Annotated in this window: 10 protein-coding genes; 6 read left to right on the top strand and 4 right to left on the bottom strand. The window is 42.4% G+C overall.

The genetic code is table 11. From position 1 onward, the window contains the following. The first annotated feature begins 10 nt into the window (after positions 1-10). Positions 11-919: a S1 RNA-binding domain-containing protein gene (locus IQO02_RS01685; protein WP_016767702.1), complete on the top strand. Its 909-nt coding sequence runs from the start codon at positions 11-13 to the stop codon at positions 917-919. Between the two features lie 337 nt (positions 920-1,256). On the opposite strand, the gene rsmF is transcribed toward IQO02_RS01685, so the two are convergent. From rsmF to IQO02_RS01665, 4 genes are all read right to left on the bottom strand, one after another. After that, on the bottom strand, positions 1,257-2,678 hold the full coding sequence (gene rsmF / locus IQO02_RS01680) for a 16S rRNA (cytosine(1407)-C(5))-methyltransferase RsmF (protein ID WP_016792148.1): 1,422 nt from the start codon (positions 2,676-2,678) through the stop codon (positions 1,257-1,259). Between the two features lie 145 nt (positions 2,679-2,823). Next, on the bottom strand, positions 2,824-5,481 hold the full coding sequence (locus IQO02_RS01675) for an MlaD family protein (protein WP_010440750.1): 2,658 nt from the start codon (positions 5,479-5,481) through the stop codon (positions 2,824-2,826). Beyond that, complete coding sequence (locus IQO02_RS01670) at positions 5,468-6,805, bottom strand: paraquat-inducible protein A (RefSeq protein ID WP_102282676.1); 1,338 nt, start codon at positions 6,803-6,805, stop codon at positions 5,468-5,470. The genes IQO02_RS01675 and IQO02_RS01670 overlap by 14 nt, the downstream gene beginning before the upstream one ends. Positions 6,806-6,859: 54 nt before the next feature. Then, positions 6,860-8,656: an ABC transporter ATP-binding protein gene (locus tag IQO02_RS01665; RefSeq protein WP_016783654.1), complete on the bottom strand. Its 1,797-nt coding sequence runs from the start codon at positions 8,654-8,656 to the stop codon at positions 6,860-6,862. 89 nt (positions 8,657-8,745) lie between these two features. Between IQO02_RS01665 and IQO02_RS01660 the strand changes: the two genes are divergently transcribed. From IQO02_RS01660 to pepN, 5 genes are all read left to right on the top strand, one after another. Beyond that, entirely contained in the window at positions 8,746-9,237 is a 492-nt protein-coding gene (locus tag IQO02_RS01660) for a GAF domain-containing protein (RefSeq protein ID WP_010440756.1), read from the top strand. 97 nt (positions 9,238-9,334) lie between these two features. Then, on the top strand, positions 9,335-9,958 hold the full coding sequence (gene proQ / locus IQO02_RS01655) for an RNA chaperone ProQ (protein ID WP_010440758.1): 624 nt from the start codon (positions 9,335-9,337) through the stop codon (positions 9,956-9,958). Between the two features lie 17 nt (positions 9,959-9,975). Further along, entirely contained in the window at positions 9,976-11,970 is a 1,995-nt protein-coding gene (prc, locus tag IQO02_RS01650) for a carboxy terminal-processing peptidase (RefSeq protein ID WP_016767706.1), read from the top strand. 273 nt (positions 11,971-12,243) lie between these two features. Further along, positions 12,244-12,927 carry a hypothetical protein gene (locus tag IQO02_RS01645; protein ID WP_010440762.1) on the top strand — a complete coding sequence of 228 codons (684 nt, stop codon included), beginning with the start codon at positions 12,244-12,246 and terminating at the stop codon, positions 12,925-12,927. Positions 12,928-13,144: 217 nt separating this feature from the next. Continuing rightward, positions 13,145-15,751 (top strand): aminopeptidase N, encoded by a 2,607-nt coding sequence (gene pepN / locus IQO02_RS01640; protein WP_016792149.1) that lies wholly within the window; start codon positions 13,145-13,147, stop codon positions 15,749-15,751. The last annotated feature ends 167 nt before the right edge of the window (positions 15,752-15,918 follow it).

The raw sequence follows: 15,918 nt of genomic DNA, 5'->3' as shown, positions 1-15,918 counted from the left end.
AAAAATATGAATGAAACTAGCGAAAGCATATCAGAGATCACGTATAATCACCGCCAAATTTAAAGTAGAGACAATCTTGATGATTAATATTGGTCAAATAAACAATTTAGAAGTAGTAAAACAAGCAGACTTCGGTGTATTCCTTGACGCTAGCGACTATGGAACTGTGTTGCTTCCGAAACGGTTTACTCCTGAAGGTGTTGAAATTGGTCAAAAGTTAGATGTTTTCTTATACATTGATTCTGACAACCAGATCGCAGCAACCACTGAAAAACCCATAGCTCAAGTAGGGCAGTTTGGCCTAATGACGGTTGAAGGTGTAAACAGTACCGGTGCATTTATGAGCTGGGGCGTGAAAGGGAAAGATCTACTGGTTCCTTTCAGCGAGCAGCGCGGACGTTTAAACGAAGGTCAATCAATCTTAGTATATGTGTATATTGATAAAGCATCTAGCCGCATTGTTGGTACAACGAAGTTTAACAAGTGGTTAGACAACACGCCTGCGACTTATAAGCAAAATGAGCAAGTAGATCTTATCATCGCTGAGCGCAGCCAACTTGGTTACAAAGCGATCGTGAACGGTGAACACTGGGGCATGATCTTCCCATCAGATATCATCGGTAAGTTGTTCATTGGTAAAACGTTGAAAGGCTACATCAAGAACGTTCGTGAAGAAGACGGAAAAATCGATCTGTCTCTTCAAAAAATCGGTGTGGCCAAGATGGATGATCTAAGCACTAAGATTTTGGATTTGCTTGAGAAGAAAGGTGGCTTCTTGCCTTTGAATGACAAGTCTTCACCTGAAGCGATTTTCTCTGCATTCAGAACCAGTAAAGGCACATTCAAAAAGACGATCGGCGGTTTGTACAAGTCAGGCAAGATTGCTATCGATAAAGAAGGCATCCGTTTAGCTGAATAAGCGAAACTATAGGTAAAAAAAAGCCCAAACCTTCCTGTTTGGGCTTAGGGGAAAGGGCTCCGAAGAGCCTACGCTAATCGTTGTAGTTCTGTGTCTAATAGAGCAAAGTCTAGTTTAAATTCTCCATTATGCGATTTTTCATCACACAAATAGTGACTGAATTGATGGTTATGTAATTAAACGTTGATTTGACAATGTTTTAATTTGCGCTAATCGCACTGTTGCTATAAAACAGTTAATAGTTTCTCAAGTGAAATAGAAAAAGCCCAAACAACTCACGTTGTTTGGGCTTTTTGTTTTTTGCGCATAAAAGACGGCGGTGCCTTTAATTGTAGGATTAGAAAAGATTTTTATCGCGTACCAGCTCTCTTGGTAAGCCATTTTTAACTCGGTTACCTACCCACTTTCCAAGGCCGATGATTGCGCCGTTATACTTCACCAATACTTCTCCTTTGCCCGATAGGCCTTCAGGACGTACATCGCGCCCCATAAACCATTCTCGAGCGTCTTCAATACATAGCTCCACAATATTAGTTTCGTTGCCTGTAGCCAGTGTTGTCGCCACCTGGTGTTGCCATCGGTAGCCTTTTTTATGAGTTTCAGCGATCTTGATGCCCATACGAGAGAAGCGGAACTCACCAATCATTGGCTCTAATGCTTCAGGGAACAACCAAACGTCTTTATCGCGAATCCATACTTGAGTATCAGTTGGTAATTCTATATCAAGCGTGCTCATCAGTTGTTCAGCGACTTCTTGTTGAACTTTCTTTGACGCTTTTTCAAATGGGAATTTACCCAGGCGTTTTTTAACTTCTGGTGGAGTAACAGATGCCAGTTTACGGATGCGTGCGACAAAGAAACCTTCAGAGTCATATACCTGTGGGAATATATGAAGAAAGCCTTCTTCCGTCGTGGTTGCTTTTGCGTTGTCGAATAGTGATTCAAGGGATTCAAATTCTACTGCGTCACCAAAAGTCTCTTTTAGGTGATGACATACTTGTTGGTTTTCTTCTGTGCTTAATGTGCAAGTCGAGTAAACTAATACGCCGTTAGGCTTTAGCGCGTGGAACGCACTTTCAATCAGGTCTTTCTGGGTATTAGCAATATCGACCACTGATTGATACGTCCAGTTTTTCATGGCATCCGCGTCTTTACGAATCGTACCTTCACCAGAGCAGGGGGCGTCGAGTAATACGGCATCAAACTGTTCTGGTAACCAGCCGCCGAATACACGTCCATCAAAATTGCTCAGCGCTGTATTGCGAACGCCACAACGCTCGATGTTAGCGTGAAGTACTTTCACTCGGCTTGCAGCGTACTCATTGGCAACCAGTACGCCGCGATTATTCATTAGCGCCGCGATTTGCGTTGTTTTAGAGCCGGGTGCAGCTGCTGTATCTAACACGGCTTGATAGTCTTCTTCGCTTTGAAACAATGCAGAAGGTGGCATCATAGAGCTGGCTTCTTGGATATAAAATAAGCCAGACATGTGTTCAGCTGTATTGCCTAAAGGCGTCTCGCTTTCATTAGCGGTGATCCAAAATCCCGTTTCACACCACGGCACAGGTTCCAGTTCCCAACCTTTATCTTTCGCACGTACGAGAAAGTCTTCGACACTGATCTTTAGTGTGTTTACTCGAATACTTTTACGAAGTGGCTTTTGACAAGATGCGATAAAAGAAGCCATGTTCAAGTGGCTTGGCATAATGCCTTTAATGTGAGTTAGGAATTCTTCTGGGATATATACGTTAGCGTGCAAAAGGGTATCTCGATTTATAGCGTTAATGCGGGCAGTTTAAAGCAAAATGAGATTGTCCTAAACCATATTTGTTTCAAACAATAAAAATGCAGCTCAATGGCTGCACTTTTAGTTAAATTTATATGTACCGTAACAGAAGTTCGGCTTATGGCTTAGGTATAGCCGTTCTCCATGATTTCCATTCATCTTCCGCTTGCGGATATAAGTAGAAAGACTGGTCTTCACTTGCCAGAGGTTGTAGTTCATTCGTTGGTGGCGTTGAGAAAGTTATCCCACCTCTGATTAGGCTATCAACGGTCCCAGCTTTGATGTTTGCACCTGTGAGGCCAATAGAAACATCTACACCAGAAACGTTCCAAAATACACTGTTTGCACGGATCAAGTATGCGAATTCAGGCTTAATTTGAATCGTTGAGATAATGCGGTCTGCAAATTCGCCGAGCTGGACATCTATAACGGTACCTATTTCTAACTCACGAAATAAGATAGGCGTTCCTTCCGATACAGACCCTCGTGTTTCACTTTGCAGTTGGAATATCTTTCCTTCTGGCTGGACAGGCCCTTTGCTCAGTTTGAACTTCGTTTTTCTTTCACCTTGGCCCGGTTCGACGTTGATATATTTGGATATTAATGCGGAAACGTTCTTAATACCGTTCAACCCAATCTCTGGTTCTGCGAGCCAGAAATGACTGTTAGCGACCGCAATTTTGTCGACATACTCGGGTAAAATGCGAGCCGTAATCTCAATGCCACCTTTGTTAAAGTTAGGAATAACTAAGGTCACTTCACCAACTGTGACACCTTGATATTTGATGGTAGTACCTTTGCTGACTTCTTGATCGCCTGCAGAAGTAATCGTAATGGCACGACCAAATTTACGAGCTGACTTCGAATCGTTGTATAATTTCCATACGTCGCCTAGTTTGTTGTCGATTCCAGGTAACGAATCAAAGGCGATACCACCTTGAATCAGTGTTTTTACCGGTGCAGCTTTAATACTGATCCCAGCCAAAGACGCATCTACTTCTACACCAGATCGGTTCCAGAAAACAGTATGCTTGTTGATTAGGTGCGTATAGCGGTTTTCAATCGTAACTTTAATTCTTACGCCGCCATCAGCGAGTTGGAAATCTGAGATACTGCCGACTTGAAGATTACGATAGAGCAGTGGGCTTCCTTTGGAAATTGAAGGTAACTCACTAGCAAACAATGACAATGTTTTTGAACCAGTCTGATTGAACTTTGCTATCTCTGCCAATGATTTACTTTGAAATAGTTGATAATGGGTGCGAGATTGGTTTTTACCTTCGCTCACAAAGCTGATGGAGCCTGACAGTAATTGTTTAGCAGGTGGTACTGTTACACTTAATCCAGACTCTGTTAGTTCTGCAGTCGCGCTGCCTGTAACAAAGAATCGATTGTGGCTTTTAATCAAGTGAGAGTATTCGTTGTCGATTAAAGCATCCATGAACACTTCGTGCTTGTCGCTTCCAGTACCGACACCTTCTACTAACCCTACGTTAATGATAGAGCCCACAGCGATTCCCTTGTATAACAACTGGGTTCCAACATCTAAACCAAATGAATTGTTCGACGTTAGACGAATCGAGACCGACTTCTCTTGTTCCTGACTGAACTCATTCTTACGAATAGCAGTAAACTTGCGAGCCTTGTCACCTTCACCGGGTACCAAGGTAAGGAAATTGCCGGTTACCAAATTCGCGATGTTTTTCATCCCTGTTAGCGACAGTTCCGCTTCTTCTAGAACGAATTTACTGCCGCTGTTTAAAAAGTCACTGAATGCAGGTTGGATAGCAGCAGAAGCAATCACGTGTTCGCGACCTTCGCTCAAAGATAAGTTGGTGATTTGTCCAATTTCAATGCCTCTATACATGATTGGAGCGCCAGTCGCACTGATCTTGTTGTCGTCCGGAACGGCGATTTGGATCGAAATACCACGACCCGCAGTTTTCAAATCAGGGTAGAGCTTGAATTTGGTGTTCATCTCGACCGGTTGACCTTCTCCAGGTGAATCAACCGCAATTGAGCCTCCTAATAGAGCACTTAAGCTTTCTAAGCGAACATCAACGCCAGAGAAACCAATACTCGCCCCCAAGCCACTTACATTCCAGAAACGGCTTTGATCAGTGATTATGTGGCTATATTCATCTTTAATTGCAGCTTGAATTGTCACTGATTTCGCGTTGTCGTTGAGCTGGTAATTGTAGACTTCACCAATTGGAATCTTGCGATAGACTATTTGAGAACCAATAGACACGCCGCCGAGATCTTTAGTTGTAAGAGAGATGTTAAGCCCCTCAGACGCCAAGAGATCGGAAGGGGATGACTCCAATGCATGAAATACGGTTTCAGGTTCTTCTTTGGTTTCACTTGGGTGAATCGCAATATAGTTACCGGACACCAGCGCATCTAACCCAGAGATACCGGATAAGCTCGCCGTTGGTTTCACTAACCAAAAGCGCGTGCCTTTCGACAGTAACTTTTTAGCTTCAGGGTAGATATCAGCATCAACGTAAATATTAGATAGGTCTTTAGATAATGTGATGTCACGAACCATACCGACCTCTAAGCCTTGGTATCGAATGGTTGTGCGTCCTGCGACTAACCCCGCAGCGTCTGAGAAGTAGATTTGCACACGTTGACCAGCATCGTGTATTGACTTCATTACCAGCCAACCGGCGAGCACGACAGTCAAAATAGGAAGAATCCACAAAGGCGAGATGCCCTTGTTTTTCCTGACTTCTGGTGAATATGACGTTTGTGATTGGTTATTGTTGTTCATTCACTGACTCATCTTTAGAGGTGTAGTTATCCCAAATTAGCCTAGGATCTAAGCTTTCAGCTGCCAACATCGTGAGAACAACCACGACGCCAAAAGCCACAGCACCATAACCTGGTGTAAAATTTAAAATTTGCCCACGGTCGACCAAGGTCATCATGATCGAAATAACGAACAGATCCATTACGGACCATTTCCCCACCCATTTAACAATAAAGTAGATGGTCATACGTTGTCTGTGGTAGACCGCGCGCTTCGTTTGAATACAAATTAGGATGTAAGCAAGGCCAAGAATTTTTGCCACAGGCACGACAATACTGGCAACAAAAATGATCACTGCAATGCCATACATATCGCTATTAATTAGTGAAGCAACGCCTGAGAGAATCGTATCTTCCAGTCTTTGTCCGTTGGTAATCAGGATCGATATTGGAATGACGTTTGCCGGTATGATGGCGACGGTCGCTGCAAACAACAACGCCCACGTCTTTTGTACAGAGTAGGGCTTACGGTGATACAACTCATGATGACAACGCACACAAGCATGTCCATCAGGTTGAGATAGGTGGCAGTTATGACAATGAACGTTCTTACTCTCGGCGAACGCGTAGTCTGACTCTTTGGCCCATGCTTCCCAATAACGTCTCACACTAATACGACTTACCAGTAACACGCTACACAACTGCAATAGAATTAAACCTATCAATCCTGGGCCGACAAAAATGTCAGAGTAATCTTGTAGTTTGAAACAGGAAATCGCGACGCTTACCAAGAATACGTCTAACATCATCCAGTGTTTAAGGGTTTGGATAATCGCTAGCGAATAGCGAAATGGCACAAAAATCTTAAAACGTAGTGATACATGGGTGATGAGTACAGAACTGCACACCAGTAACGGTGCTATTGAGCTACAGAATAATATTAGTAAACCAAGTAGTGGGAAGCCTTCTCCCATTAACGTAAATACACCGGATGGCAATGTAGCTGGAATCATCACCCCAATCAGACGGATATTAATGAATTCAAAAAAGTGAGAAGGGATAAACAGCAACAGACAAGTGATGGCGATTGCTAGATTTCCGGAAAGACTCGGTGTACCACCTCGATAAAGTTGGGTGCCACATCTAGGGCAATACGCGGATTTGCCGTGTGGGATGTCCATTTTATCAACCGGGAGTTCGCAACCCTGACAAAGACGTACGGAGCTGCTGTCGCACTGGTGCTCGGTTGTTAACGAAGATTCAGCTGTTAACGGAGATTTAGTTGACAACTGGTGTTGAGTTGATAAAGGGGTAGTTAATGATGGGGAGGTCACGCGACCTCCCAAGTTGAAACGTAAGCCAGGCTTTTTATCTCACTTAAACGCTCGGAACAACATACATCAGGCGTGCGATTGCACACTGCCATAGAGTGTTTGATATAGTCCTTGCTGTTCAACCAATTCACCATGTGTTCCCGTTTGTGTCACTTGCCCGTCTTCTAAAACATAGATTAGATCGGCCTGTTTCACCGCTGATAATCGATGAGCCACAATCAAAGTTGTGCGATCTTTCAAAAATTCGCTTAATGCTTTGTGTAGTGCCGCCTCTGTTGCAGTATCTAATGCCGATGTTGCTTCATCAAGAATAACAAACTTCGGATTACTCAACACCATGCGGGCAATGGCTAGGCGTTGTCTTTGACCGCCAGATAAGCGAACGCCATTTCGGCCTATTTGAGTATCAAGACCATTACTCAGTTGCTTGATCACGTCTTGCATTTGAGCAACTTCTAGAGATCGCCATAACGACATTTCATCGTATTCGGCTCCAAGGGTCAGATTATGCCTCAATGTATCGTTAAAGAGTATAGGTTGTTGTAAAACAACGGCAATTTGACTTCGAATTACGTCAAAGCTAATGTCATCGGTGGTTTCATCGTTAAAGCGTATACAACCTGAATCTGCCTGATAAACCCCAATGAGCAGTTGGATCAGTGTTGATTTTCCACCACCACTAGCGCCGACTAAAGCGACTTTTTTACCTGCTGGAATATGCAGCGATAGTTTATTTAAAACAGTGTTTTCTGATGTGTAAGAAAATGTAACGTTGTCTATGTCTACTGTCACTTCTTTATCTTCATTGAACGGATTGATCTTACTTATCGGTCGTTTTTCTTCTTCTAATTGAAGTAAGTCGTTGATACGTTGCAATGCGGCTTTGGCGCTATACCAAGAGAATTGAATTCCCAGCAATTCTTGGACGGGACCTAACATGAACCATAAGTAACCAAATACCGCGAATATTTGACCAATGGTTAAGTCACTAAACAATACCATTAGCATCGCAACCGCACGGAAAAGCTCGAAGCCTAGTAAAAACAGCAAAAATGAAACACGACCTGCAGCTTCAGATTGCCATGCGTACTTGTCGGCATCGATTCTTACTTGGTTCGCTTGGACCTTAAGTTCATCTAGGAAAATTCGTTCTTTATTGGCTGCTCGTAGCTGATAAATGCCATCTAAGGTTTCTACTAAGCGGTTTTGAAAATGTTCGAAAGACTGATTTTCATACTTCTTAAGGTGTTTTACCTTGCTACCTAGTTTACGAGAAAAATAAATAACAACAGGATTGACCAGTAAGATAAAGAGACCTAGTCGCCATTCTAACCACAGTAGAACGATCGCCGTTCCGAGCACAGTTAAAAAGCTGATGATAAATTTAGATAGGGTAGAACCAATGAACTTATCAATGGTCTCTATGTCTGTAATTAGGTGAGCATTAATACCTCCGCTGCCTTTGGTCTCGTATTGTCGAATACTGATTCGCCCAAGCTTATCTATCATCTTACTACGCATTTGGTAGGTGATTGTTTTGGATACAAGCGTAAACTGACGTCCCTGCAGAATATTCAATGCTTGACTGGTCGTTCGCATGAGGATGACTAACAGCAAAGTTAGCGCAATGTAACCTGTGGGTGTTTGTAACGATGATGGAAGCAGGTGATTCATCATTTCTAAGCCAGAGGCCGGCTTATCAAGTAAAACTTCATCAACCATTAGTGGCATCAGCAACGGGATAGGGACACTAATGAGAGTTGCAAAAATGGCAATAATGTTAGCAAACAGTAATTTGGACTTGTGTTTTTTTACTTGAGTTATTAACCAAGAACGGCTAATAGTGTCTTCTGAATTGTTCATTGTAATGAGAATAAGTCCTATTTAGTTTGATGGCCGCATTTTACTGCGTTCTCTTGATAATGGAAGTCTCAATTTAATTGGAAGCTAATATGAAAATAGAACATTACCAACGCTTAACCAAACAAGCTGTTGCATTAATTGAATCAGAAACCGATCTAACTGCTAATCTAGCTAATATAAGTTCACTGTTGTTTATGGAATTGGATGAATTGAACTGGGCGGGTTTCTATTTAATAAAGCAAGACCAAGCTAAGGAAAAAGACGAACTAGTACTTGGTCCTTTTCAAGGTCAACCTGCTTGTGTGCGAATTCCTGTAGGGCGTGGTGTGTGTGGAACTGCGGTTGCGACGAATACAGTTCAACGCATTCATGATGTTCATGAGTTTGAAGGTCACATCGCTTGTGATGCTGCGAGTAACTCAGAAATCGTTATTCCGTTCTCAATTGACGGAAAAGTAGCGGGCGTTCTTGATATAGATAGCCCAAATGTTGGTCGTTTTTCGCAAATAGACGAAGACGGATTGACATTTTTCATGGCAGAAGTGGAAAAGCTGCTTAATTCGCACGCGAACAAGGCATAAATTATTCTCTTACTGTGGTTTTTCCCAAGCATCTCTCTATAATACGTAAAAATATTTTCTTAATGCTCGCGGAAAACCGCAAAAACCAGGAACCCACATGGAAAACACTGAAAAGTTAAAAAACAGCAAAGAAGTTATCGCATATATTGCTGAATGTTTCCCTAAATGCTTTACTCTAGAAGGTGAAGCAAAACCACTTAAAATTGGTATTTTTCAAGATCTTGCTGAACGTCTAAATGAAGACGAAAAAGTCAGTAAGACTCAGCTTCGTGCAGCGTTAAGACAGTACACATCATCATGGCGTTATCTGCACGGCGTAAAAGCTGGCGCAGATCGTGTTGACCTAGACGGCAACGCGTGTGGCACATTAGAAGAAGAGCATGTAGAGCACGCTAAAGCTACACTTGCAGAAAGCAAAGCTAAAGTGCAAGCTCGTCGTAAAGAACAAGCACAGAAAGCTCGTGAAGAAGGCAAAGCGAAACCTAAGGCGAAGAAAGCTCAACAGCCTCGTCGTCAAGCGCCTAAAGCTCCAAAAGTAGAAAAGCCTGTTGAAACACGCGCTTTGAACGCTGACGAATTTGTCGCTGGCAACGAAGTAAATGTGAACATGGGTAAAGGAAACATGGCTGCGACCATTGTTGAAATCAATAAGGAAGATGTGCGTGTTCAGTTAGCAAACGGCCTACAAATGGTTGTTAAAGCGGAGCACTTGCGCGCTTAAAGGAGATACTCCTACGCATGAAATGCCGTTCAAAATTGACACTGATTGCTGCTAGCTTTTGGCTAGCAGCTTCAGCTCAGGCTCTCGAAGCCAAATTAGATCAGGACGATTTACCTCTACTCGCTCCTGAGGTCCAACACGAAACTGCTAGTAAACGTGTTACTTCTCGATTTACTCGTTCTCACTATAAACACTTCAATCTCAACGATGATTTCTCTCAAGCTATCTTTAATCGTTACTTAGAGATGCTGGATTATAATCGTAATATCTTCACTCAAGCTGATATTGACTCTTTCGCTGCTTCATCCATACAAATTGATGATCAGTTGAAAGCAGGCAATAACCAGATTGCATTTGATGTTTATAATTTGTCTATGCAGAAGCGTTTTGAACGTTTTCAATATGCATTGTCTTTGCTTGATACAGAGATTAAGTTTGATACCGATGAAAGTATTGAACTCAATCGTAGTGAAGCTGAATGGCCAAAAGATATCGCTGAAGTGAATGAGCTTTGGAGAAAACGCGTTAAATACGATGCGTTGAATCTAAAACTCACTGGTAAAGAGTGGCCAGAGATTCAAGAAGTTTTGGAAAAGCGTTACAACAATGCGATGAAGCGTATTACGCAATCGCACAATGAAGATGCTTTTCAAATCTACATGAACGCATTCGCGCGTGAAGTTGATCCGCACACCAGTTACCTTTCTCCAAGAAATGCAGAGCAATTCCAATCTGAGATGAACCTATCTTTAGAAGGTATTGGCGCTGTGCTTCAGATGACAGATGATTACACCATTATTCGCTCATTAGTTGCTGGTGGCCCAGCGTCAAATAGCAAACAACTAAGTGATGGCGATCGTATTGTTGGTGTTGGTCAAGATGGCGAAGAGATAGTAGATGTTATCGGCTGGCGTTTAGACGATGTAGTGCAATTGATTAAAGGCCCGAAAGGGACCAAAGTTAAGCTACAGATTTTGCCTGATGGTAAAGATGCAAAAAGTCACGTTGTCACAATTGTACGCGATAAGATTCGTTTAGAAGACCGAGCTGTTAAATCAGAAGTCATCGAGAAAGATGGCAAGAAGATTGGTGTACTCGAAGTACCAAGTTTCTATGTTGGTCTATCTAAAGATACCGATAAACTGATCACCGAACTTAAAGAGCAAGGTGTCGATGGTATCATTGTCGATCTTCGAAATAATGGTGGTGGTGCACTCACTGAAGCAACCGAACTTTCTGGGTTGTTTATCAAAGAGGGCCCCGTTGTCCAGGTTCGTGATAGCTACGGTCGTGTTAAAGTGAACAGCGATACTGATGGTCAAATCAGTTACCAAGGTCCGTTGACGGTATTGGTGAATCGCTATAGTGCTTCAGCATCTGAAATCTTTGCAGCCGCGATGCAAGATTACGGTCGTGCAATCATTTTGGGTGAAAACTCTTTCGGTAAAGGTACGGTGCAACAGCATCGCTCTTTGAATCATATTTATGATTTGTTCGATAAAGAGTTGGGTTACGTTCAATACACAATCCAGAAATTCTACCGAATCAATGGTGGCAGTACGCAAAACAAAGGTGTAGTGCCTGATATTGCTTACCCAACGCCAATTGACCCGGCAGATACTGGGGAAAGTGTTGAAGATAACGCTCTGCCTTGGGATAGTATCGATAAAGCGAATTACTCAGTGTTACAGCGTAACGATGAAAAAGTTGCAGCTTTAACCGCTCAACACCAAGCTCGTATCGCGACTGACATGGAGTTTGGCTTTATTGCACAAGATATTGAAAAGTATAAAGCAGATAAAGATGATAACGACCTTTCTCTTAATGAAAAGATTCGTCAGCAAGAAAGCGATGAAGCAGATGTACTCCGCTTAGAACGTATTAATCAACGTCAAAAGGCTGCTAAGCAAGAAGCTTTTAAAACGTTGGATGATATTCCTAAAGACTACGAAGCTCCCGATGCTTACCTTGATGAGTCTGTTGCTATCATGCTGGATATGATCAAAAAGTAGAGCAGTTACCTATCAAAGGTGATTGTTTAAAGATACATAATTTAAAAAGCGAGCTTAGGCTCGCTTTTTTTATACCTAATATTTGACAGAAATATTTGACCGTATCGGTCGGGATCGACGCAAAACACATCCAATATTCAGGGTATCTAGCTCTATTTTGCGTTTAATAATGACATTTAAGTTACTTCGCATTTAAAATTTAGTGACTTGGATCGTATTTTTTCGCTTTCTATTCATTACGTGCCTAAGCTTAAAGAAAACGAGGGGACGTTTATGAAATGGATTCTACTATTTTTATCTTGTGTAAGTTTTGTTGCTTTTGGGAGCGAGGTTGCTTCAAGCACGCAACAATCAAAAAGCGACAGTAATCTATCCCATTTTGATCTTCCTTTATTGCTTGGTGATTGGTATTTAATGAATCCGGAACCAGATCAAGGCACTGAAAATTTCAGGGCGATCAAATTGACCCTTGATTCTAATTACTCGTTCACCATTGATATTCAGAAGAAAGACTACAGCGTTGACCATTGGGAAGGTTTGTATAACGCCAATGAAGATACGCTCATCCTTGGTTTGAATACTTCAGAACCTCAGGTTTACGCCTATAGCAGTAATCACAATATGCTGAACCTTAATGGTGTTATGTTTACCAAAGCGTTGCCAAACGCCTTGGCTGGGATTTGGTCAAGTGCCGAACTTTCAGGTAGTGACTTGCGGGCAAGTAACATTCAAAAAATGGATTTAGTACTTCAACCTGACTTTGTATTTATGTTCCGAGTATCCGATGAAGTGGGCAGTGAAGTGGTTCGTCGTGGTGTTTATTACACAGAGGGTGATCAGTTGGTGCTCTTATATGAAAATGGTGAACACGGTACGCGTTACACACTAAATAGCGATGTGTTGACCCTTCAAGGTGAAGAGGGAGATATGTTTGCGGTGCTCAATCGTATTCGATAAGTATTCGGTTTATTTGTAAAACGCCGTTCGTTGATAATATGGTGTGCAGGTCATTTCTTAGGCGTTCCTTTCTGATTTGATTGAAAAAATAGCAAAACATGGAGGCATTTTCCAACAATGCCTTCTTTTTTTAACTTTCCTCTTGTGTTCTTGGCGCTCAACCTTTAGATATATACAGTTAAGAAAAATTACGTATAACGATCAAAAGGAACCCGTCATGGCACATACACCTCAAGCCAAGTATCGTAAAGATTATCAATCACCATCTCACACTATTTCTCAAATCGACCTTACTTTCGATTTGTACGATTCAGCATCCATCATTACGGCGGTGTCTAGTGTTAAGCAAGAGAGAGATAGCTCGACCTTAGTACTTGATGGTGAAGGCTTGAAGCTGGTTTCTGTTGTAGTTGAAGGTAACGAGTGGACTCAGTACGAGCTATCTGAAACTCAGCTTATTCTGAACGCTTTACCGAAAGACTTTACGTTGACCATCGTGACTGAGGTGAACCCTGAGGGGAACAGTGCGCTTGAAGGCCTATACAAATCGGGTGGTGCTTTCTGCACTCAATGTGAAGCTGAAGGTTTCCGTCGTATTACTTACTACATGGATCGCCCAGATGTTCTGGCTAAGTTCACGACAACTGTCATTGCGGACAAAGCAGAGAATCCATTCTTACTCAGTAACGGTAACCGAGTAGATCAAGGCGAAGCTGAAAATGGTCGTCACTGGGTGAAATGGCAAGACCCACATCCAAAACCAGCGTACTTGTTTGCTTTAGTTGCGGGTGACTTCGATGTACTTCGTGACGCATACACCACAAAATCTGGTCGTAATGTTGATTTAGAAATCTTTGTCGACAAAGGCAATCTAGACCGCGCAAACCACGCGATGGTTTCTTTGATTAACTCCATGAAGTGGGACGAAGAGCGTTTCAATCTTGAGTATGACTTAGACATCTACATGATCGTAGCCGTTGATTTCTTCAATATGGGTGCGATGGAAAACAAAGGCTTGAACGTATTCAACTCTAAGTTCGTTTTAGCTAATGACCAAACAGCAACAGATACAGACTACCTTGGTATTGAAGCAGTAATCGGTCATGAATACTTCCATAACTGGACGGGTAACCGAGTTACTTGTCGTGATTGGTTCCAGTTAAGCTTGAAAGAAGGTTTAACGGTGTTTCGTGACCAGGAGTTCTCTTCTGATCTTGGCTCTCGCGCAGTAAATCGTATCAACAATGTTCGTATTATCCGCGGGCCACAATTCGCTGAAGATGCGAGTCCAATGTCTCACCCAATTCGCCCAGAAAAAGTGATAGAAATGAATAACTTCTACACATTAACGGTATACGAAAAGGGCAGTGAAGTGATCCGAATGATCCACACATTGTTGGGTGAGGAAGGTTTCCAAAAAGGCATGAAGTTGTACTTTGAACGTCACGATGGCACGGCAGCAACGTGTGAAGACTTCGTAGCGGCAATGGAAGATGCATCGGGTGTTGATCTGTCTCAGTTCCGTTTATGGTATAGCCAATCAGGTACGCCGACACTTTCGGTTGAAAGCCATTACGATGCAGAGAAGAAACAGTACACGTTAACAACTCGACAAGTAACGGCTCCAACTCATGAGCAAACGGAAAAGCAAGCTCTACATATTCCTTTTGATATAGAACTGTACACAGCTACGGGTAATGTGATTGAGTTACAACGTAACGGAAAGTCAGTTCACAATGTGCTAGATGTGAAAGAGGCGGAACAGACTTTCGTGTTTGAAAACGTTTCTGAGCAACCGATCCCATCATTACTTCGTGAATTCTCTGCACCAGTGAAACTTGAGTACGATTACTCAGATGAAGAGCTGATCTTCTTGATGGTTAATGCTCGCAACGAGTTTTCTCGTTGGGATGCGGGTCAAATGCTACTGGCTAAGTACATCCGCAGTAACGTTGAAAGAGTTCAACAAGGTGAAGAGTTTGAACTTTCAATTTCTGTTGTAGATGCGTTCCGTGGAGTATTGCTTAGTGACTCATTGGAGCCTGCATTTATTGCAGAGATGCTTTCATTGCCAAGTCACAACGAAGTTTCTGGTTGGTATGATCGCGTCGATATCGATGCAGTTGCGTCGGTATTAAATGCGATGAAAGTGACATTAGCGAAAGAGTTGGAAGATGAACTGTCTGCGGTTTATCACAGTCATGCATTAACTGAATACACAATTGATCATGATTCGATTGGTAAGCGTACTCTGCGTAAAGTTTGCCTAAGTTACTTAGCTCATACTGAACAGGGTAATGATTTGGTTGTGACTATGTATCAACAGGCAAACAACATGACAGATACTATGGCTGCAATGGGGGCGGCCAACAGTGCACAGCTAGCATGTCGTGAAACCTTGATGGCAGATTACAGTGACAAGTGGAAACACGATGGCCTTGTTATGGACAAATGGTTTGCCTTGCAAGGTACAAACCCAAGTGCAAGCGCGCTTGACGTGATCAAAGCGTCGATGTCGCACCAAGCGTTCAGTTTGAAGAACCCGAACCGTACCCGTAATTTGGTTGGCTCATTCCTAAATATGAACCCGGTTCAATTCCATGACAAGTCAGGTCAAGGTTATGCGTTTGCTGGTGAAATCTTACGCGAGCTTAACAGCAGCAACCCGCAAGTGGCGTCGCGTTTAATAGACCCACTGCTTAAGTTCCGTAAATACGACGATGAGCGTCAAGCTTTGATCATAAAAGAACTTGAGACGCTCAAGAACATGGATAACTTAGCTAAAGATCTGTTTGAAAAAGTGAATAAAGCACTAGAGGCTTAAGTTAAGCGATAAAACAGGTAAACTAAATCAGTGACAGAGGAATCTGTCACTGATTTTTTGCTTTCAATGTTACTCAGTTTGTTAGAGGCCTAAATGTCGTTTTAAATCTTAAACATAGTATATGGACCATAGACGTATACGAACATAGGCATGTGCGAACATAGCTA

The sequence above is a fragment of the Vibrio sp. OPT24 genome (genome assembly GCF_015163545.1).
GTDB classification, from domain to species: domain Bacteria; phylum Pseudomonadota; class Gammaproteobacteria; order Enterobacterales; family Vibrionaceae; genus Vibrio; species Vibrio cyclitrophicus.
The sequence above is the reverse complement of the archived record's forward strand: the minus strand, read 5'-3'. Positions and strand labels throughout refer to the sequence as shown.